Annotated in this window: 10 protein-coding genes; 8 read left to right on the top strand and 2 right to left on the bottom strand. The window is 57.1% G+C overall.

The window, feature by feature from the left end; translation table 11 throughout:
* The first annotated feature begins 13 nt into the window (after nucleotides 1–13).
* From ACZ5AL_RS12765 to ACZ5AL_RS12730, 8 genes are all read left to right on the top strand, one after another.
* Nucleotides 14–1,780 (top strand): hypothetical protein, encoded by a 1,767-nt coding sequence (locus tag ACZ5AL_RS12765; protein ID WP_464510853.1) that lies wholly within the window; start codon nucleotides 14–16, stop codon nucleotides 1,778–1,780.
* Between the two features lie 78 nt (nucleotides 1,781–1,858).
* The gene (locus tag ACZ5AL_RS12760; protein ID WP_464510852.1) at nucleotides 1,859–3,484 is read left to right on the top strand and encodes a MotA/TolQ/ExbB proton channel family protein; all 1,626 of its coding nucleotides are present in this window, start codon (nucleotides 1,859–1,861) and stop codon (nucleotides 3,482–3,484) included.
* A gap of 88 nt (nucleotides 3,485–3,572) precedes the next feature.
* Nucleotides 3,573–5,429, top strand: coding sequence for a hypothetical protein (locus tag ACZ5AL_RS12755; RefSeq protein ID WP_464510851.1), 1,857 nt, complete (start codon nucleotides 3,573–3,575; stop codon nucleotides 5,427–5,429).
* 407 nt (nucleotides 5,430–5,836) lie between these two features.
* Nucleotides 5,837–7,231: a hypothetical protein gene (locus ACZ5AL_RS12750; protein WP_464510849.1), complete on the top strand. Its 1,395-nt coding sequence runs from the start codon at nucleotides 5,837–5,839 to the stop codon at nucleotides 7,229–7,231.
* Nucleotides 7,232–7,277: 46 nt separating this feature from the next.
* Nucleotides 7,278–8,411 (top strand): DUF4145 domain-containing protein, encoded by a 1,134-nt coding sequence (locus tag ACZ5AL_RS12745; RefSeq protein WP_464510848.1) that lies wholly within the window; start codon nucleotides 7,278–7,280, stop codon nucleotides 8,409–8,411.
* A gap of 669 nt (nucleotides 8,412–9,080) precedes the next feature.
* Complete coding sequence (locus ACZ5AL_RS12740) at nucleotides 9,081–12,512, top strand: Eco57I restriction-modification methylase domain-containing protein (protein ID WP_464510847.1); 3,432 nt, start codon at nucleotides 9,081–9,083, stop codon at nucleotides 12,510–12,512.
* A 553-nt stretch (nucleotides 12,513–13,065) separates the two neighbouring features.
* Nucleotides 13,066–14,586, top strand: a complete 1,521-nt coding sequence (locus ACZ5AL_RS12735) for a Fic family protein (RefSeq protein ID WP_464510846.1) — start codon at nucleotides 13,066–13,068, stop codon at nucleotides 14,584–14,586.
* Nucleotides 14,587–15,098: 512 nt separating this feature from the next.
* Complete coding sequence (locus tag ACZ5AL_RS12730; protein ID WP_464510844.1) at nucleotides 15,099–18,317, top strand: SNF2-related protein; 3,219 nt, start codon at nucleotides 15,099–15,101, stop codon at nucleotides 18,315–18,317.
* A 1,499-nt stretch (nucleotides 18,318–19,816) separates the two neighbouring features.
* Here the strand turns inward: ACZ5AL_RS12730 and ACZ5AL_RS12725 are convergent.
* Together ACZ5AL_RS12725 and ACZ5AL_RS12720 are read right to left on the bottom strand one after the other, a co-directional pair.
* Nucleotides 19,817–21,112 carry a tetratricopeptide repeat protein gene (locus tag ACZ5AL_RS12725; RefSeq protein WP_464510843.1) on the bottom strand — a complete coding sequence of 432 codons (1,296 nt, stop codon included), beginning with the start codon at nucleotides 21,110–21,112 and terminating at the stop codon, nucleotides 19,817–19,819.
* Between the two features lie 123 nt (nucleotides 21,113–21,235).
* Nucleotides 21,236–21,943 (bottom strand): type 1 glutamine amidotransferase, encoded by a 708-nt coding sequence (locus tag ACZ5AL_RS12720; protein WP_464510841.1) that lies wholly within the window; start codon nucleotides 21,941–21,943, stop codon nucleotides 21,236–21,238.
* Nucleotides 21,944–21,945 lie beyond the last annotated feature (2 nt).

Here is a 21,945-nt window from a genome sequence, read left to right as displayed (position 1 = left end):
GCTACTTACGACTATGCTTAACGTGTACCGGTTTACACATGCATCCCGCTCCCCCAAACTGGTGCAGGGCATTATGGGACTCTTCCTGGTTCTTGCTCTGCTTATTACTGGACCGGCTGCGGTGCAGGCCCAGGGGAATGACAACAGGGTACCGCTTACGCTGGAGTACCACGAAGACGTGGAAGAAGAGGGCACCTTGCCGGCCGGCACCGAGGTGCTGGTGTATCATGAAGCGGGCACACGAGCCACCCCCCTAAGCGCGTGGGGCAGCCGTTCCGAAATACAGCCCACCTTAGCAGAGGAGGCTAAAAATAACTTCGGAGCGGTCTTTGATGAGTTAGGAGAGAACGGGGAAACAGATTTGCTCCGTATAGCGACAGAGCCGCGGCAGATCGTTTACGTCTTAGCGCGTATATCAGAAGACGGCAACGCCCGATTCTACGAAAGTCAGGTGGGGGGCTCCGATGTTGAGTCAGGGCCGGGATTGGATCTGGTAGTATCGGGCAACATGGATATGGACCTTGTAAGCGAACAGGATACCGCCTGGGCCAAATCCACCTTTGAGCGTGTAATAGAAACATCGCTCGACCTGCAGGACAACGGTCAACTCTCCGAAGAGGTGGAGGTGCGTGTGTGGAAAAAGGACGGACGCGACTTTGAGCCGCTTGATGATCGCGAGTCGATCATTGAGAAAGACCATACACCCTCGTCAGTATCAGACGGCACCACAGAGGAGCAGTTTGAGCGCACTGCCTACAACAACAAAGTTGTTTACGTTTTGGCCCGGGCGACAGACGACGAAGGCGAGCGGGTGCTGTATGAGAGTGTGTGGGAGGGCGAGGCTGGCTTTGGCCCAGTGACGGGGGAGCCTATCACGATGAATGTAATAGAAGATGATAAAGCTCGTGCGATGATGGCTTCGGTCTTTCAGGAAGAGAGCGGCTGGGGGTGGGTTTGGTGGGGTCTCACTGCATTAATTGGTGTGCCGTTTATTGTCTTATTACTGCTTGCAGGACGGGCCCTTTCAAAAAAAGAGAAGAAGAAAAACCGACGGCGCCAGAAAGGGAAAATGGAGCGCTTTTGGAAGGCTGTCATTCCCTCATCGAGAGAGACTTTGGAACCTGCTGTGGAGACACCGGCGCAGATTTCTGAAGAAGGAAAAGGACGCGAATCGTCGGGGTTGCAGTCTCAAGAAATCGTAGCATCGAATCAACAAAAGGGCGCTCAAAAAACCGAGATTATCGATGATCTGCGGGATGAGGTCAAAGAGCTCAAAGAGGAAGTCCGGAAACGCGATGCGAAGATTCGAAAGCTTCATGATCAGTTGAATGGGGTTCCTGCATCGTCGAAAGAGCACGCACAATCGTCTAACACCAGCAGATCCAAGTCACGGCGCCCATCCACCGCCGATAAAATCGGGAAGGCATTCAAGAAATGGTGCACAAAGGGCAGCCCGGCGATGGTAGACCGGTATCAGTTGTTCGGGCGCCAGGTAGAGAGCGAGATTTCGTCGGCCTCGTTTCGGCGCATCATGCGCGAGAATAACGCCGCGGGTTTGGTGTTCGACGACAACGCCCAAGATCCGGTCGAGTACTGGCTGGTTGAGGCCCGAGGCACAGCGTATCTTCTCCCACAGCCAACCCGCAATGGATTCCGTGAACTGGGCGAATGCTTTGACGGGAAAAACGTCTCGCCCTCACAGATCAACACCGTCCGCCCCGCTGAACTCAAAAAGCGTGGCAGTGGCTTCGTCCTCGAAAAGAAAGGCCGCATTGAGTAGACATGTCTCGGTTACGGGGCCTTCCCAAGAGCATATAACGTCTCTCGTTTCGCATCCCCAAAAGATTAAAATCACAGTATGTTTGGCATTGAGGGCTATCTCCTCCCGGTAGTCGTATATTTCTTTATCTATTTAGTGGCCTACTTTGTCCCGGTAATTCACCGGGTGGCTACAGGCTCGGTGAAGCACGATACAGCCGACCTCAAAGAACGGATTGTTATTGAAGTAACCAAAGAGCGGCAGCGCCAGACCGCTGATGCGGTTCCAGCCGAGGAAGCTCCTGATGAGGCGCCCGACGAAGAAACCGATACCGAAGAGGACAACGAGCCAGATACGCTACGCTCGCGCACATTAGAAAGCAGCTTTTCGAGTTCGATGGTGTCGCAGGCTGTGCAGCAACTCAAGACCCGCTTCCCGCATGGCGACTTTCGTACGTTCGACATCGAGCAACTCCCCGCATACGGATCCTACATTGAACGGCTGTCCAGCGCCCGTTCCATGGCCGGTATCTTCGTGCTAATGGGATTGCTGGGCACGCTGTGGAAGCTCAACGAAGTGGTGCAAGACATCGGGGAGGCCGCTGGAGCCGATGCAATGGAGGCGACAGTCTTCCTCGATCAGATGGGCCTCATCATGACCAATATCGGGGGGGCATTCCTGAGCACGATTTGGGGGCTCGTGCTCATGGTCCTCTTTCTAATCGTAATTGGGCTCCTGGACCGGGTGCGCCAGCGTCACATCGACCAGTTAGATGAAACGATACAGACCGATGTAGTGCCGGGATTGGTCGAACTGCAGCAGATGCGAGCGCCGAATCTGTCGATGGGCGATCTGATTGAGGAAACCAGCGGACTACTCACCGAGCTAAACACGTCGGTTGAGGGGCTTACAACGGGAATGAAAGCCTCGCTCGCCGACCTGAGCAGCGAGATCAACACGATGATGCAGGACTTCGGTTCGTTCCAGCGCCAGTATGCCAAGCTGGATGAGATGGCGCTGAGCATCAAGAAGTTTGTTGATCAGGTGGAGGAGGTTACGCATGCCATTGAGGGGGCCGGACACACCCTGGCGAACCCGATCAGCGAGATGAACCGTGATCTGAACCATACCATCCGCGAACACATGGCGATGGTCGGCGACGCCATCGATGCCAGCCAGGCCGACCGCGATGCGCTTGCGTCTTCATTCAAAGATGTCGAGCGCAACCTGCAACGCACCACGGCGCAGCTTCGCGACGTGGCCCGCGACAGCCTGCAGGATGCCGAGGCGCATCGTGAGCGGATCGAGAGCGTGCTCAAAGGACAGCAAGAAAACCTGGCCGAAACGATCCACACCCATCAGAAGCGTGAGCTCCAGTTCCTTCAGAAGCAGCAAGACAAACATGCAGAGACCCTCGATGAGGAATTGCGCCGCATTGAGTCGATGAGTGCCTTGGTACAAGAGGAACTGCAGGCCGTCGCGGAAGCACTCGAATCCGCCAACAGCACAGAACTGGCGCGTCTCCTGGAGAAGCTCGACAGCCGTCTGGATCGCACCACCAACACGTTGAACAGCAGCGCACGCAACCTGTCGGGAAGCGCCGAGCAGCTCCACGAGGCCGCGAAACGAATGAAGCGCCACAAGGGACCGGTAACGCTCTTCGACGCCACCCGCCGGGGTGTCTACAAGGCCCGCGACTATCTACAGAAAAACGGAGGTTCGTGAAAGCGGTCTATCATAAACTGCGGTCGCACCACCATGTACGTCTGAGCTCTGCCTGTCAGGTAGCCTCTTTTCATCTACACAGTTCGATATGCAGCGTCCGTTCTTTGCATCGTGGCCTCATGCGATCTGCCTCGCTGTTCTTTGCGTGGCCCTGCTGATGGCCGGACCGGCCGCCGTGCAGGCCCAGGGTAATGACAACAGCGTACCGCTTACGCTGAACTACCACGAAGATGTGGCAGCAGAGGGAACCTTGCCCGAAGGTACAGAGGTGGTCGTCTGGGATGAGCAAGCAGCCGCGCAAACGCTGAGCAGTTGGGGCGGGCGTGAGGCCATGAAAGATTCTCTCACAGACCGATCTGTACAATTATTCGCACGAGTTTACGACCGGGTTGACACTGAAGGGCAAACACGCTGGATCAGCATTGTGGGGGATGGAAATACTGCTGCTTACGTGCTAGCTCGTGTGCCTGATGATGCCGAGGAGAGCCATAGGTTCTATGAAAGCCGCCGCGCATACGAAGCCGGGCTTGATGTTGTCCAGACAGGCACCATGGAGATGATCGCGGTTGAGGGGGATGACGCTGCATGGGCACAGAATGTGTTTGCAGCGATCACGTCTGAGGAGGTTGTTTCTCCGGAAGACAGTGACTCGGGGTGGTTGCAGGGGGGAATTATCTGGTCTGTTTACGGAATGCTTGTCATTCTGGTCTTTCTTTTACTACAAGCAAGCAAGGCGGAGGGTGAGAAGTCAAAAGATCATGCTGGGAGAGACAAAAAAGAGGAAAAGCCACAGTTCCAGAAAGCTCTCAAACTTGAGAGCAGTGAGAAAGAGCTTTCGAAAAAAGAAAAGAAGAGAAACCGTCGTCGGCAGAAAGGAAGAATGAAGCGTTCTTGGGATGCGGTTCTTTCTTCGTCAGATAAGAAGTCGAAGCCTGTTGAAGAATCTCCAGCACAGGGTTCCGGTGAGGGAAAGAAGGGCGTATCGTCGAAGCAGAAATCCCAGGAGATCGTAGCGGGGGAACGCGAAGATGACATGCCCAAAGGTGAGGTCATTGCCGAGTTAAGGGAAGAGGTCAAAGAGCTCAAAGAGAAAGTCCGGAAACGCGATGCGAGGACTCGTGAGCAGATGAACACAAAACCAGAAACATCACCGGCTGATGCAGAAGATGAGGCTCTCAGTCAGGGGTTGGAGTCGGAGCAAGAGAGTGAACGGCTGCAAGAGACCGTAGCTGATCTCAAAATCATGCTTTCCAAAAAGAACGATGCGCTCGAAGCGAAAGATAAAAAGCTCAAACAAGCGCTTGAAGTGGTCCAGGCCGGACAAGAAAATGAAGAGGAGCAAGAAACCACGGCATTGGCTCAGCAAATGGCTGCGTTAGGGGCTGAAAATAGAAGGCTCCAGAAGATGGTTAATGCGCTTAAAGCGAAGCAGTCTACCCTACCTGAAGCAGCACAGGCTACGCCCGAGAGCACTGACCGCGCTACTTCCCCTGCTCATGAGGATCCGAGCGAACCAGTCGATGCAGCGTATGCCGAGACCCAGGAGGCGCTCGGCGACGCCTTCCGGACGTGGTGCCAGCAGGGTCGTGTGATGGTAGGGCGCTATTACATGTTCGAGCGGGCAGTGCAGGATGCGTATCCCGATGCCACCGTGTCGCCGATCTACCACACCCCAGAGGCCGACACGCCCTTTCAGTTCACCGAGCGCCGGGCCGTGGCGACGTTCTGGCTGGTGGAGATCAACGGCGCCTCATTTTTGCTGCCGGTGCCCCGCCGCGATGGAACGTTTGAAGCGCTCGAACCAGCGGTCCCGGCCCACGACAACGCGAATCCGGCTGAACTGGTTCACGCGACCCCGGCCCGTGTGGTGGCTACAGGCATGGGATATCAGGTCGAGGAAGTTGGACAGTTTGCGTTTGAGGCGTCTGTTTCGTCATCGGGGTAAGAACCTCTGGATGTTTGATTCCCAACGTGCTTTGTTAAGTAGGCCGATAAAAGTATCTTTGAGTATGTCATTGCGAGGAGCGCCAGTGAGAAACTGTCTTTAGGGTGCAATCTTTTGTCTTTCAACGAGATAGACGGCTCCAACTGACGCATGAGATCGCCACGTCGGTCGCAGGCTCCCTCCTCGCGATGACAAGGTGTAAACGTATTTTTGCTGAACTACATAATTGTAAATACGCGTCGGGCGAGAACGATCACATTGGCTCCCAAAGTGCTCTCTGCTAAGCTTTAGAGGTGTAATCAGATACGAATTATCCCTCACATTCCTTACTGTAAAATTATCTTAGCCAGGTTTAAAAGAATGCGTATATGCCAGTAACTAATTGCTTGTCTGTCACATATCGCAGAATGGTTGTTGCGTGCCGCCGCGTGTGGCAGGCTCTGGTGGTTGTTGGTCTGGTAACGGGTTTTGCATGGGTGGCAGAAAGTGTGGCGCAGGCGGATAATGAGCGGAGTGTGCATCTGACACTAACGTATCATGCGAGCGAAGCAGAAACAGGGCTGCTCCCTACTGGAACAGAACTGATTGTTTTCGATGAGGAAGGGCGGATTGCACAGACGCTTTATGAATGGGGAGGACGCGACGTCCTGCAGGATACGCTCCGTGTTCGGGCCGATCAGGCACCAGAGCAGACAATCGATTCGCTGACTGTAGGGGGGCGTACAGCAAACGTACGGATAAGGGGCGATTCGAGCAGAGTTGTGTATGTGTTGGCCCGCACGCCCGGTCTGGAACGCCGGTATTATGAAAGTCGAGTTCGAGCCGGTCCAGGTCTGGATCTCATTGCAACGGGTGCCATAGATATGGCCGAGGTCCGCGATACAGCGTGGGCACAGTCTACCTTTGCTAATATCTTGCAACCCCAAGAATCAACCGAAGAAGAGGACACTACCGAGGATAACGCAGCATGGCTCTGGGTATTAGCAGGAGCTGGGTTGATGCTTGTCGGGGGCGGCCTGGTGATTTATTGGGCTGTGAAAGTAGTCTACTGGGGTGGGGCAAAGTTATCGAAGAAAGAAAAGTCGCCCGAGGATTTGTCTGGCGAACTAACTGAAGCCAATCAAGCATCTTCCAAAGAAGCCATTTCATCAGAGCAATCACATGATGACTCGGGTCAAAGAAGTGATGCTGCAGGTGAGAGTAGTTCGATTGATGACCTTGCCGAATACGAAGAAATCCTACGCCAGCTTAAGGAAGAGCGCCGTCGAGAGGTGTCTCGTGCGGATTCCAATTCGGCACCTGAAACAGATCCTGAGTCTGATGAAGATGCTGAATCTACTACAGCTACAACCGAATCGAACAATGCCCCTGCGCAAGAGCAATCCCCTCCTGAACCGCACATCTTTCTGGGTGAAGCATTCTGCGCTTGGTGCCAGCAGGGTCGTGTGATGGTGGGGCGCTATTACATGTTCGAGCGGGCAGTGCAGGAGACCTTTCCCGATGCCACCGTGTCGCCGATCTACCACACGCCAGAGGCTGACATTCCATTTCAGTTTGAGGATCGCCGGGCCGTGGCTACGTTCTGGCTGGTGGAGATTCAGGGTGCATCGTTTCTGCTCCCGGTGCCGCGCCGCGATGGGACCTTTGAGGCGCTCGAACCAGCAGTCCCGGCCCACGACGACGCCAATCCGGCTGAACTGGTTCACGCGACCCCGGCCCGCCTGACGACCGACGGCGCGGGCTACCGGCTTGTCGAAGCGGGGCAGTTTGCATTTGAGACATCGGCTTCACCCTCGAACTAATTCTCCGCATCCCCCTGACTTTTGTGTGACCTGACTCCATTTCTTTATGCCTGCCTCCAACTTCGACTTTTTGGCCGATACCGATCCTGAGTTGCATGATATGGCGACCTCGGCGGAGGCGCTTCTGCACACCGATCCGGTGGCGTGCCTGACACGGTTGCGGGCGTTTGCTGAGCAATGCACCAAGTCATACGTTCGTGAGCAGTCCGTCCCCACGCACTGGATTGAGCTTACACAGTTTGATCGGTTGGAGCGGTTGGAAGCCACTAAAGAATTATCGCGTACGATCTTGAACCCGCTGCACAAGATGCGCCGGGCTGGGAATGCTGCAGTGCATGATAATGACGGCACATTACGCGATGCGAAGCGTCAGTTGCGCCATGCCCATGCAGTTGCGTTGTGGGTGCATACCGAAGTCCACAATCGGCCTCGTCCCGATGGGTCGTACCAGATGCCGAAGCCTTCGTCGGCCTCCACGACGGAGTCAGCGACGACAGCACCGTCCACCGAGATGAAAACGAAGCCTCCACCGGCGCGATCGGGTTCGAGATCGTCTTCTCATCGTACGAAGGAGAAGAACACATCACCGTGGCCGGATCGAGGGTCTTCTTCAACGTCCTCATCTACAAAGACTACAGAAAGGCCATTGGCCCCGGGAGAGCAAGCACGTGGTCCGGGTATTGGGACGCGCATTCAGAAAACGATGGGACGGGCGGTGGCCGGACTTCAACGTGGCATCCAGGGAGTCTGGCAGGGCATCAAGCAAGGTACTACCCGTGCGGGACAGGGTGTTCAGGCGCTGTTTGCTTGGATCTACAACGTCATCCGAGCCTTCTTTTCGGCGGTATGGCGGGGGCTCTGTGCGATAGGGCGCTTCGTGAAGCGTGTGGTGAAATGGACAGTGGTAACGGTAGCCGTTGGGTTGTTTCTGTTCTATGTGCCGGGCATTTACGGTACCATGACGGGGTGGCTGCCTGTTGAGACGCAGGAGGCGATACCGGCAGTCGAGGCGGTGCAGGAGGCACACGAGCGGGTGCTTCCACCTGAGTCACGCGTCTGGGTCAAAGAGCAGGCCGCCACGGGATGGGAGACGGCAAAAGTGCAAAGCGCAGCGCTGTGGGAGGCGTCGGTTATGCGTGTAGAGGTGATCTGGCAAGAGACGGAGGAGGCAGCGGAATAACCCGCACCCTCAACCCAGTCCATCCTGATCCCGCATGACTGGCGGCAGTGCAACCATACGGCGTCGATATGCTTCACTCCGTTCAGCATGACCCGTGTGGAAAGCCTGTGCCCTCACGTCAGCACATCCCGACACTCCGTGTCATCCTGACGCCGAAAGGCGGAAGGATCTCAACGCCAGCATAACACCCTCAGCACGCCCCGTACAGACGGATCGCCTTCTTGCACGTCTGCCAGCAGAGCATCCCGACCGTACGGCGTCGAGATGCTTCACTGCGTTCAGCATGACCTGTCTGCGAAGCCTGTGCGCTCAAGTCAGCACCTCCCTACACTCCACGTCATCCTGACGCCGCAAGGCGGAAAGACCTCAACGCCAGCACGACAGGCCCGGCACGTCCCGTACAGACGGAGCGCCCCCTCGCACGCCTGCCAGCAGAGCACCCCAACCGTACGGCGTCGAGATGCTTCACCCCGTTCAGCATGACCTGTGGGGGAAGCCTGTGCCCTCAAGTCAGCACGTTCCTACACTCCACGTCATCCTGACGCCGCAAGGCGGAAGGATCTCAACGCGAGCATCACACGCCCGGCACGCGCCTCCTTGTAGGACACAACCCCTCTGCGCGGAGACCGAAGACGAGAGGCATCTCCTGCGATTGGATCCATCCGACCTATGTCTCATTCACATGATTACATTGTTACCGCTCCACCTGTCTTGCATGTCTACATGACCACTCGCGAAGCCCGGCGCCTCATCACTCGCACGTTCGAGCAATCCTACGACGAAGCCACCGTGCGGCAGTTCGTGCAGAACCTGCTCGTGAGGGCCGAGATGAAGCACCGCGGGCACCGCTCGGGCTCAATGATCTACGCCGCCTTCCGCGAGCACATCGCCCAGTACAAGCGGCTGGCCAAGTACGTTGACCCAAGCGGACAAGAACTCGACGTGCTGGCTGTGAAGCTCAATGCGCCGAGTAAGCTTGAACGCGCTCGTACCATGCAGCGCAACTTTGTGGCTACGTACCTCAATGACGACAGCCGCCCGTTCCGCGAAGCTGCGCTCGTCGCCTACTACGCCGAGGGCACCGACGCCTGGCGGCTCTCGCTGGTGCAGCTCGAGTATCGCACCGTCATTGCCGACGATGGCACCGTGGGCACCGAAAAAGAACTTACGCCCGTCCGCTACTCCTTTCTGGTCGGGCCCGACGAGCCCACCCACACGCCCGAGCGTCAGTTTGAGGGGCTCGTACAGCAAGAATCCAGCCCCACGCTCGATGCGCTGCACACGGCGTTCGACCTCGACGTGGTTACCGAAGCCTTCTTCGAAGCGTACCGCGACCACTATCTGGAGCTGGCCGATGCGGTGCGGGCCGCCTGCCAGGCGCATCCCTCCACGCAGCAGGAGTTCGAGCGTTGCACCATTGCACCGGCCGACTTCGCAAAGAAGCTGCTGGGCCAGCTCGTCTTTCTCTACTTCCTCCAGAAAAAAGGATGGCTCGGCGTGCGTCAGCATAACGACTGGGGCGACGGACCGACTGACTTTCTGCGTCGCCTCTACGATCAGGAATACGTCGCCTATGACGCGTTCTACGCCGACATTCTCGACCCGCTCTTTTACGACGCGCTGGCCACCGATCGGGGACGCGGCAACTACTTTGGCCGCCTGGACTGCCGCATTCCGTTCCTGAATGGGGGTCTCTTTCAGCCGCTTAACGACTTTCGGCGGGGACGCGTAGCTCTCGACCTCCCCAACGACGTGTTTGGATCCATCTTCGACACGTTCGACCGGTACAACTTTACCGTGCGCGAAGACGAGCCGCTCGATAAGGAAGTGGCCGTAGATCCCGAAATGCTCGGCAAGGTGTTCGAGAAGATGCTCGACGTGAGCGAGCGCAAGGAGCATGGCGCCTTCTACACGCCGCGCGATATCGTGCACTACATGTGCCAGGAAAGCCTCATTGACCACCTCGACAGCGCCCTCAACACAAAAGAAACCAGCCTGGGCACGCACTCCGGTCAGCAGAACGCGTTTGGCCCGGCCCCCGGGGCGCAGGGCACGCTCTCTGGATCCGCCTACACCGAAACCGTAGACCGGGCCGCCCTTACGGCGCTGGTGCGCGAGGGGCAGAGCTGGCGCGAACACGACCGGCGTGTGCGTAGCGGCAGCCATCCCGACGGTGGCAAGTACGACGGCACCTACCGCGCCCCCGCCGCCATTCGCACCCATGCCGCCGACCTGGACCGGTGCCTGGCGGATCTCAAAATTTGCGATCCGGCAGTGGGCTCTGGCGCCTTTCCGGTGGGCATGATGCAAGAAATCGTGCAGGCCCGCCGTGTGCTGGCTACCTACCTCGACGACGACACCGACCGCTCGGCCTATGCGCTCAAGCGCCACGCCATTCAGCACACCATCCACGGCGTCGACATCGAACCCAGCGCGGTAGACATTGCCCAACTGCGCCTGTGGCTCTCGCTCGTGGTCGACGAAGACGACTTCACGCAGATCAAGCCGCTGCCTAACCTCCGCTACAAAATTGTACAGGGGGATGCGCTCAGTCAGATGCAGCGCACCCTGGCGAATAACGAACAGGAGGAACGCCTCTATACGCTCATGGAGCGCTACGTGAGCACGGCCTACCCCTCCGAGAAAGAGCGGCTGCAAGACGAAATCGATGCGCTGCTGGACACGCTCATGGGCAACGACGGCTTCGATATGCGCATCCACTTCGGCGCGGTATGGAAGGCGCAAGAGGGCTTCGACATTGTCATTGGCAACCCGCCCTACGTGCGCCAGGAAACGCTCTCCGCATCCCAAAAAAAGACCTACAAAACGCAGTACAACCGCACCTACTACGGCAGTGCCGACCTTTACGTCTACTTCATTGAGCGCGGCATGCAGCTGCTGCGCCCCAACGGCGTGTTCTGCTACATCGTATCGAACAAGTGGATGCGGGCGCGCTACGGCAAACACCTGCGCAGCTATATGGAAACCAAGCGCCTGGTGGAGCTCATCGACTTTGGCGACCTGCCGGTGTTTCAGGGCACCACCGCGTATCCGTGCATCGTGCGGATGCATAAGGCCGGGCCGAACAAAGCGTTTCAGGCGGTGGAGGTCGATGCGCTCGACTACGATGCCCTGCCCACCTACGTGCAGAACAACCGCTTCGAGGTGCTTACGCGCTCGCTCCACCCGAAAGGCTGGTCGCTCGTCAACAAGCGCACCCAGCGCCTGCTGGACGCAATGCAAGACACCGGCACCCCGCTGGGCGACTATCTGGAGACGCGTGATACTGGCATCTACTACGGCATTAAAACCGGACTCAACAAAGCGTTCGTGATTGACGCGGATACGCGGCGCGACCTGATTGACGCTGACCCCGGCAGCACCGACCTCATCAAACCCTTCCTGAAAGGCCGCGACATCAACCGCTACCAGCCGCCCGAACCGCGCCGTCACATAATCGCAATACCAAACGGATGGACGAATCAGAACGCGCCCAACGATGCTGATAAATGGACGTGGTTTGCGGACACCTATCCGGCGCTGGCAGAACATTTAGCTCCTTACGAAGAGCGCGCCCGGAAACGCCACGACCAGGGCGAATACTGGTGGGAACTGCGCCCTTGTTCGTACTACGAAGAGTTTGAGCGCCCGAAGATTCTGTATCAGGAAATTGCTACGTATCAAGCATTTACATGGGATGATGAAGGCTATTATGCCAACAACAAAGTGTTCATAATCCCCGATGCCGGTATGCATCTGCTCGCGTTACTGAACGCACGGGTCGCATGGTTTTTCTTTACCAATACAGCGAACCAGTACCGCGGTGGAGCACTGGGCATGCAAACGCCCTACGTCAAGCGATTTCCCATTCCTGATTTGACGGAGTCGCAGAAGGAAGAACTGGCTTACTGGGCGGAGCAACAATTATATTTACACGATCGGTTTTTTTTCCTGTCGAGGGAAGAACCATCACAGGAACTCAAAGCTGCATCCAAAGAGGCCGATGCCTATATCAACGAGTTCGTGTACGCCCTCTACGGCCTGAGCGACGCCGAGATCGCCCTGGTCGAAGCCGCCACCGCGGATGCTGTTGACGGGTAGGCATGCGCGCGTCCCCAACTGTGCGGCGCCGAGATGCTTCACGGCGTTCAGCATGACGGGGATGGGGGGAACGTGCATAAAATAAACTGGTTTTTTGAAGCGTAGAATCTAATCTCCAACGTCAAATTTTGAACAGAGCGGTGGTCACGATGAAAGTAATTGATCTTGATGACCACCGAGATAGCGATGCCCCTGTACTGTCTGGACGTCCACGCGGGAAAGCGGTGCGTGAATCGACGTGTTTGGATGGGATTGATGAGACAGAAGGGGAGATTGCAGTCCGTATTCCTGAAGACGTGTATGTAATTTCGTCATCATTCCTTCTCGGCTTACTTGGCCCTTCAATTCGTAAATTGGGAGAGGATAGGTTCCGCAGACGATTTCGTTTTGAGGGAAGAGTTAACGAGGCAGCGCTCAGTTACGCAATTCGTGAGGCTTTACGGTCGGAAACCCTATTGAGCACCGCATGACTACTCTAACCTATGCATCGACGTTCAACACTGCATTTTGCATGCACGTTCATATCAGTCTTTAGTTACGCTTGCAATCCACAATGAACCATCTCCGATCTGACCAAATGGACAAAGAAGAGACCACGTCGTACCGCTGGAATCCGATTCAAGACTTTCAAACGACGCCGAATGAACTGGCAGATACGCAACTGAGGTCGCTGTCTGAAGTGTGGGAAGAACAGCGCGACGAGTTGGAAGAGATAGATGCCGTCAAACAGTTCAATGAGCGGCTGCGTCGCCAGTGGGCGATTGAAACGGGCATTATCGAACGGCTTTACACCCTCGATCAGGGCACAACCCAATTGCTTATTGAGCGAGGCGTTGACGCAGCGCTTATCGGGCATAATTCCACGAATAAAGACCCACAAAAGGTGGCACGCCTTATCCAAGATCAGCACCGTGCCGTAGAAGGTCTTTTTTCATTCGTGGCAAACGAGCGACCGCTTTCCAACTCATATATCAAAGAACTCCACGCTGAGCTTACGCGCAATCAGGATACGACAGAAGCCGTTGATCCCCATGGGAATCTTGTAGAGGTGCGGCTTCTCAAAGGCGAGTACAAGCGGCGCCCCAATAATCCACAGCGCGCGGACGGCCATATTCATGAATACTGTCCGCCTGAACATGTTGATGCCGAAATGGATCGGCTTATCACGCTCCATAGGGAGCATATGGAAAGTGGGGTTCCGCCCGAGGTTGAAGCGGCCTGGCTCCATCACCGATTTACGCAGATACACCCGTTTCAGGATGGAAACGGACGTGTAGCTCGCTCACTTGCCACGCTGATTTTTCTGAAGGCGGGATGGTTACCACTCGTTATTACGAACGAGATACGAAGCGACTATATCGAAGCCCTTGAAGCAGCGGATTATGGCGACTTGCGACCGCTTGTTCGCCTGTTCAGCAATGTAGAGCGGAAGGCATTGACGAAAGCGTTGGGCATCATTGGAGATGTCCAAAGCACAGAGCGAAGTATCAGCAGTGTCATCGGATCGATTCAGGATACGTTCAAGAAGCGGAAAGACGAGCTCACCCAAGAGCGTAGAAGAGCAAAAGAATATGCAGGGCGCTTGCGACAGGATGCAAAAGCAAAGCTCGATTCGCTTTCTGAACAACTTGAAGAGGAGCTTCGCACGTTTGTGCCTTCTGAGACCGACTTCGGATCCTTTGCCTTCGAGGGATCTGACGGATCAGAACGACAGCATTGGTATCGCTATCAGGTTGTAGAAGTAGCTAAAGAGTTAGACTATTACGCAAACTTGGGGAGTCACCACGACTGGGCGTGCCTCGGTATTGAGTTGGATGGCCGCTCTGAAATTTTAATCTCGATCCATGGCATTGGAGATGAGTTTCGTGGTCTTCTGGTTGCTACCGCATGCTTCTATCGTAAAGATGATAACCAGGAAAATGCGGGTGCCCCCATCACAGACTTTGAACCGCTTGTTGATGACACCTTCTCGTTTAATTATCGTGAGACATTACCTGAGGTGCGCGACCGTTTCAGCCGATGGATAGACCCTGTGCTGGTACGGGGTTTAGAAGTATTTCGTCGTGGGCTGTAGGATGATTAATCCCTTCTGAATGGAGTTGGGGCGGAATGAGTAAGCAGTTGTTCTCGGTTTTGAAGACATATCCGCCCGTCTTCCTGACGCCAAACCGCCGTCAGGAAGGATGCCAGCGCCACCTCAACACGTCCGGCACGCAAAGTGCCCCTTTGCACGCTTTGCCAACGAGGCAGCCATCGGTGCGGCGCTGATATGCTTCACTTCGTTCAGCATGACTGGCGGGAAAGGCGGAGAGATTTGCAAGCCCAGCACCTGCCCCCCATCCCTCGTCATCCTGACGCTGCCAAGGCGGAAGGATCTCAACGCTACCATGACAGGTCTGGCACGCTCCTCACACCCAAAGCGGCTCGTCGCACGCTTGGCGGCGGAGCACCCCCTCTACACCCCTGTACACCGGTCGACAGGAGGGTTCTCTGATATTTCGGGGTGCTCTTCAGTTGCACTCGAACCCGTTGTGTGCTACGTTGAACGACGCATCGAGTCCTCACATCGCGCCGCACTGTCCGTCTATGTCAGACCCCTCCGCATCCCTTCGTACCACCGACCTCACGTTCTTTACCAACGAAGCAGAGGCATCGCTCTACCATCGCTTTGTCGACACCCTGAGCGATGTGCAGTACTTTGACGTGCTGGTGGGCTACTTCCGCTTTAGCGGGTTCCACCGGCTCCACGAAGCGTTGAACGACGTCGACCAGATCCGTCTGCTCGTTGGGCTATCTACCGGACGCACCACCGGGCAGTTGCTCGACATACACCGCAGGCAGCAAGCGATGGATTTTGCCGCGCATGCCGATACCCGTGCGCAGGTTACCGAAGACGTGATTCAGCAGATTGCGGCGGCCAACGAACAACGCGATATCGAACAGGGCTTGCGCGCGTTCATGCGGTTTCTGCATGAAGGGAAACTGCAGATTCGTGCATATCCGGCTCCGCTGCACGCAAAAGTGTACATCGGGCGATACCACGAAGCCGACCGCGATTTTGGCCACGTCATTACCGGGTCCAGCAACTTCTCGGAGTCGGGTTTGGTGGGACAGCGCGAGTTCAATGTGGAGCTGAAGCAGCCCCACGATGTGCGGTACGCCCTGCAGCAGTTTGAAACGCTCTGGGAGGAGGGCGTCGAGGTCACGCCTGATGTGGCCGACACGATGCAGCAGCGCACCTGGCTCAACGATGCGCTGACCCCGTACGACATCTACCTGAAGTTCCTGTACGAGTACTTCGAGGAAGACATTAACCTGGACCATCAATCGCGGGATGATGGGCTATACCGTCCCGAGGGCTTCATGGAACTGGAGTACCAGACCCAGGCCGTGACCGCAGCGCGCAAAATTCTGGAAGCCCACAACGGCGTGTTCATTGCCGACGTGGTGGGGCTGGGCAAAACGTACATCACCGCCATGCTCCTGCAGCAGATTCAAGGCCGCACGCTCGTAATCTGTCCCCCCGTGCTGGAAGAGCAGTGGCGCGAGGCATTTCTCGATTTTGGGATTCGCGGATGCCGGGTCGAGTCGCTCGGGAAGCTGGAGCAGGTGCTACACCGCGACCCAGATCGCTACGACACCATTGTGCTGGACGAGGCGCATCGGTTTCGCAATGAGGATACGCAGCGATACGAGATGCTGCACGAGATCTGCTTTGGGAAAAAGGTGGTTTGCGTATCTGCAACGCCCCTTAACAACGCCATCAGCGATCTCTACAGCCTGCTGAAGCTGTTCCAGACGCCGCGCCGCAGTACGATTCCCGGCGTGCCCGACCTCAAGCGGTTCTTTAAGCAGCAAACACGGGCGTTGAACCAGCACCCCAACGAATCGCCCGAGCACGAAGCTACAGCCCAGCAGGTCTCCGAAGCCGTGCGCGATCGCGTGCTGAAGCATGTGATGATCCGGCGCACACGTAGCGAGATTGAGAGGTACTACGAAGAGGACCTCGACAAGCAAGGTGTATCATTTCCCAGCCTGGCGGCGCCACGTCGCATCATCTACGCGTTCGACGACGAGCTTGAGCAGGTTTTCCGGCGCACTATCGAGCGGCTCAAGGACTTTGCGTATGCACGCTACACCCCGCTGCTGTATTACACGGGCGAGCTGACACCGCTGCAGGAGCAGTCGCAGCGTAACATTGGTGGATTCATGAAAAGCATCATCGTGAAGCGGTTGGAGAGCAGTTTTCACGCATTTAAGCAAACGCTGGCCCGTTTTATCGAATCGTACGAGCGGTTTATCGAGATGTACGCCTCAGGCACGGTGTATCTCGGTAAAGATGTGGATGTGTTCGACCTGCTCGACAACGACCGCACCGACCGGTTGCATGCGCTTATCGAGGCCGATCGTGTCTCGGCATATCCCGCGGAGGCGTTCACCGATGGCCTCATGAAAGCCGTGCAGCGCGACCTTCAGGTGCTGCGATCGATCCAGGCAGATTGGGAGCCCATTACGCACGATCCGAAGCTGGATGCATTTCGCGAGCAACTGCACTCCGACGACATACTCAGCACAGGGAAGCTGCTTGTATTTACCGAAGCTGCGGAAACGGGCGAATATCTCTTTGAGGCGCTCAACGACGTAATGCCGGGGCAGGTCTTGTTCTACTCGAGTGATGGTGGACGCGACGCCGACGGAACCCTTGGCGTGAATCGAGCTCGGCAGCGCATTGCCGAGAACTTCGATCCGACCGCGTCTAATCCCCGTGACGACTATCGACTGCTCATCACAACCGATGTACTGGCGGAAGGCATCAACCTGCACGAGTCCAACACCGTCATCAACTACGACTTACCGTGGAATCCAACGCGCGTGCTTCAGCGTGTGGGCCGAATCAACCGTGTAGGGACGGCGCACGACAACATCTACGTCTACAACTTCTTCCCGACCGACCAGGCAGACGCCCAGATCAACCTGGAGGCTAACATTAAGGGGAAGATTCAAGCCTTTCACGACACGCTGGGCGAAGACGCGCAGTATCTGACTGATGAGGAAGAGGTGTCTACGCATGAGTTGTTTGGGGCTGAGTTGTACGAACGCTTGAACACGGCATCAACCTACGAGGGCGAAGACGAAATCGCGTCGGAACTCGAATACCTGCAGCTATTGCGCACCGTGCGCGACAACGACCCTGAGCGTTTCGACCGGATTCAGAAGTTGCCAAAGAAAGCGCGCACAGCCTGGAATCCATCTGAGGGACCATACGGACTGCTCACGTTCTTCCGGCGTGGCGCACTGAAGCAATTCTTTCTGGGGACGCCCAAAGCAGCGCATGAGCTCACCTTTTTCGAGGCGGCTGAAGCCTTTGCATGCGTTCCAGATACCCCACGCACTGCGCTCCCCGATGATTTCTATGACTGTTTAGAACGGAATCGAACAGCGTTTGAACAGGCGGTGGCCCGTGATACATCACAAGGAGCTACAGGGGGCCTCTCCAACGAGGAAAAAGTGGTGCGCCGTCTGAAATCAAGCGCAATGCGCAGGCATCAGCGATTCACCAAGGCTGATCGCCAGTATATCACAGACGTGATTCGCGCATTCCAGGACGGTATTATTCCTCGCCATACGACCACACGCCTCAAAAACGCGCTGGAAGAGGAGCCCGATTCACTCCGGGCGTTGCAGATTGTCCGTGCACACGTCTCAAAACGTCTGCTGGATGCGTATCGCATGAAGCGTGAGGCTCGTGCCACTGAACGCCGTGAGGTGATCGTGTCGGTGTATCGCAATGAAGTTGAGCGCTGAGATGCTCCACCCCGTTCAGCATGACCGTGTAGGAAGCCTGTCCCCTCAAGTCAGCACCTCCCTACACTACAAGTCAACCTGACGCCGCAAGGCGGAAGGATCTCAACGCCAGCACGACAGGCCCGGCACGCCCCGTACAGGCGGAGCGGCTCCCCTTTCACGCTTAGCGGCAGGGCACCCCAACCGTACGGCGTCGAGATGCTGCACTCCGTTCAGCATGACCTGCGTGGAAAGCCTGTGCCCTCAAGTCAGCACCTCCCTACACTCCACGTCATCCTGACGCCGCAGGCGGAAGGATCTCAACGCCAGCATAACACCCTCAGCACGCCCCGTACAGACGGATCGCCTTCTTGCACGTCTGCCAGCAGAGCATCCCGACCGTAGGGCGTCGAGATGCTTCACTGCGTTCAGCATGACCTGTGTGGAAAGCCTGTGCCCTCAAGTCAGCACCTCCCTACACTCCACGTCATCCTGACGCCGCAGGCGGAAGGATCGCAACGCCAGCATGACACGCTCGGCACGCCCCGTACAGGCGGATCGCCCTCTTGCACGCTTGGCGGCAGGGCACCCCAACCGTACGGCGTCGAGATGCTTCACTGCGTTCAGCATGACATTGGGTGGGAAGGCAGCGCAGTCGCCCAGGCATCCCCCACACCCCGGAGTCATCCTGACGCCGCAGGCGGAAGGATCTCAATGCCAGCATCACACGCCTGGCACGCCCCATACAGACGGAGCGTCCCCTTGCACGCCCGTCGGCAGAGCGCCCCGACCACACGGCGCTGAGATGCTTCACGGCGTTCAGCATGACCTGGGTGGGAAGCTTGTGCCCTCAAGTCAGCACGTTCCTACACTCCACGTCATCCTGACGCCATAGGCGGAAGGATCTCAACGCCAGCACGACAGGCTCGGCACACCCCGTGCACACATGACGTCCCATTGCAGCTTAGCGGCACCGCTTCCCGACCGTACGGTGCTGAGATGCTTCACTACGTTCAGCATGACCTGTGTGGGAAGGCAGTGCCATTCGTCCAGGCATCCCCCACACCCCGGAGTCATCCTGACGCCGTTAGGCGGAAGGATCTCAACGCCAGCACGACAGGCTCGGCACACCCCGTGCACACATGACGTCCCATTGCAGCTTAGCGGCACCGCTTCCCGACCGTACGGTGCTGAGATGCTTCACTACGTTCAGCATGACTGGAAACGGAAGTTGGCGCTTTATGAGTCAGGCACCGGCCTCCCACCATGCGTCATCCTGACGCCGCAAAGCGGAAGGATCTCAACGCCAGCATGACAGGCCCGGCACGCCCCGTACAGGCGGAGCACCTTCTTGCACGCCTGCCAGCAGAGCATCCCGACCGTACAGCGCTGAGAGGCTTCGCGGCGTTCAGCATGACCTATGCATGAGAGGCCACTCGTTTCCGCACCGCTTTTGAGAGCGGCCTGTCGGCAATGGCCCGGCGCTTTTCCACGATCCGCCCCCACCGTTCCTGGGTGTTCTAATCGCGATCAGTTCCTTCTGCAATCACTTGCATCTGCTGGCCGAGGTCCACCCACTGCGTGCGGGCCTCCTCCACATCGGGGTCATTCCAGAGACGACCCAGCATCTGTTTGGCGTCTGTAGCCTCAGCCCAGAGTGGTTGATACCTATCGAGATATGATCGGGCATACGACGGGTACTCAAGATTGCTGAAGGGGCGAATGTTCTCAGGAGGTAAGGGGGCATCCAGCAAAAGCGGAGCGAGGTATATGTTCTGGTAGAAGCCTTCATACCACTTCTTCAGCGCAGGCCGGGGACGACCTGCCTGCTGAAGAGCCAGGCCCCACGAAAACGTGTGATGTGGATCACCCCAGTCATCGGGGTACTCCTCCTCGTACATCCGATAGTGCTCCAGCGCCCCCTCCAGATCACCGGCAAACTGATACAACGGACCGATAAGGTGGCGCACGCCCTGGTTGTCACCAGGATTGAGGCGAAGCAGCGCTTCGTATTCGTCGATCGCGTCGCGGTACTGCTGGCGATACCAGTAGATAGAAGCAAGCCCGGCGCGAGCCCGCATGTACGGACGCGTGCTGAGCTCGCTCCACCACCAGTACGCATCAGGGGATTCGGAGGCCAGCATCTCGCGGGCCCGCTCGTAGGCCTCTTGATAGCGTTTCCCTGCCGTCTCGAAGTCATTTCGCTCTTCAGCGATTGCTGCGAGCCCATTGTACGCATCGACGAGCCACGGATCTTCGTCGAGTGCAGATTGGAAATGCGCCTCAGCCTCCTCAAGATCACTTTGAGCCAATGCATCCCATCCACTGAAAATGTGCTCTTCTGCGGCCTCAAAAGCGGCAAATCCCATACCCATGCTATCCTCGGGCCCCAATCTAAATGTCCAAAGCTCGGTGGGGGCCTCCACAAGAGGAAGATCGTCGGGCGTCGAAGGGTATCTTCGACGGGCCACAGCCCGCTGGGCCTCGGGCAGGTATCGCTCATCCAGCAGAACCAAATCCAGCGTTTCCGCGATCTTGCGGTACTTGGTGCTCACGGTAACCGACGACACCTCAAACCATTCGGCGGCATCGTTCTGGCTGATCGGTTCGAGTCGAAGCCGTACGGATGCGTAAAGCAGCGCTGCGGCCCACGTTTCTGGTTTTTGCGTGCGGCTCACATCCACCTCGGCCGCAAAATCGCGCCATAGCTTGAGGGTATGATCCATGAGCGCTCCCTGGATATGGGCTCCAACGGTGTCCCTAAAAACAGCTTCGACGGATTCGACAACTTCTTGCTGCGCATCGGCATCGGGCATAAGATGTCTCCTTTAATAAGCGTTGAAGGGAAAATGCGGATAGCGTAGCCGCACGTAAGCGAACAAGTTCCAGTCATACTCCGGCTCAGCGCTGCGGGACGCTCCTCCACCGCCTGGAGTATGCTACTGGATGCGCCGTACCCACCGCCCAAAGACAGTATTAGCCACGGCGTGAAGGGAATCGGCATGGTCGGAGGCCGCATCTCGGATCGCAGCGCCGTTCAGGTCCTCGGCGGTAAGCTCATCGTCAAAGGCGCGCGTTATGCTCGCGACAAGAGAAGGCGTGACTTCCAGATGAAAGAGCAGGCCGTACGCGTGCTCGCCATAGCGGAACGCCTGATGTGCCGTCTGCGCGCTACGAGCCAGCGACACCGCACCGTCGGGCAGGTCAAAGACATCGCCGTGCCAGTAAAACGCGGTGAATGACGGCTCAACATCCTTAAAGAGCGGATCCGTTGCCGCTGCATCGGTGAGGGTAACCTCGTGCCAGCCAATTTCTTTCTCCGCTCCGGGTCGCACCGTTGCCCCAAGTGCGTGCGCCAGCAGTTGACTCCCCAGGCAGATGCCGAGCACGGGAATCTCCGCTTCCAGCGCCTGTTCGATGAGCGCCATTTCCTGCTTCAGATGCGGACGCCTGTCGATGTCGCCCACGCCCATGGGGCCGCCCATTATGACGAGCCCATCGGCGTTGAGCGTCTCCGGCACCGGATCATCGCGAAAGATGCGTACGGTGTGATGCGAACAGCCGTGCGCATCAAGCGCGTGTCGGATGCGGCCTGGCGGCTCCGGGGCTACGTGTTGCAGGATGAGTACGTCAGCAGTGTTAGGCATTG

Source organism: Natronotalea proteinilytica (assembly GCF_055379935.1).
This window is presented reverse-complemented; position numbering and strand designations above follow the sequence as displayed.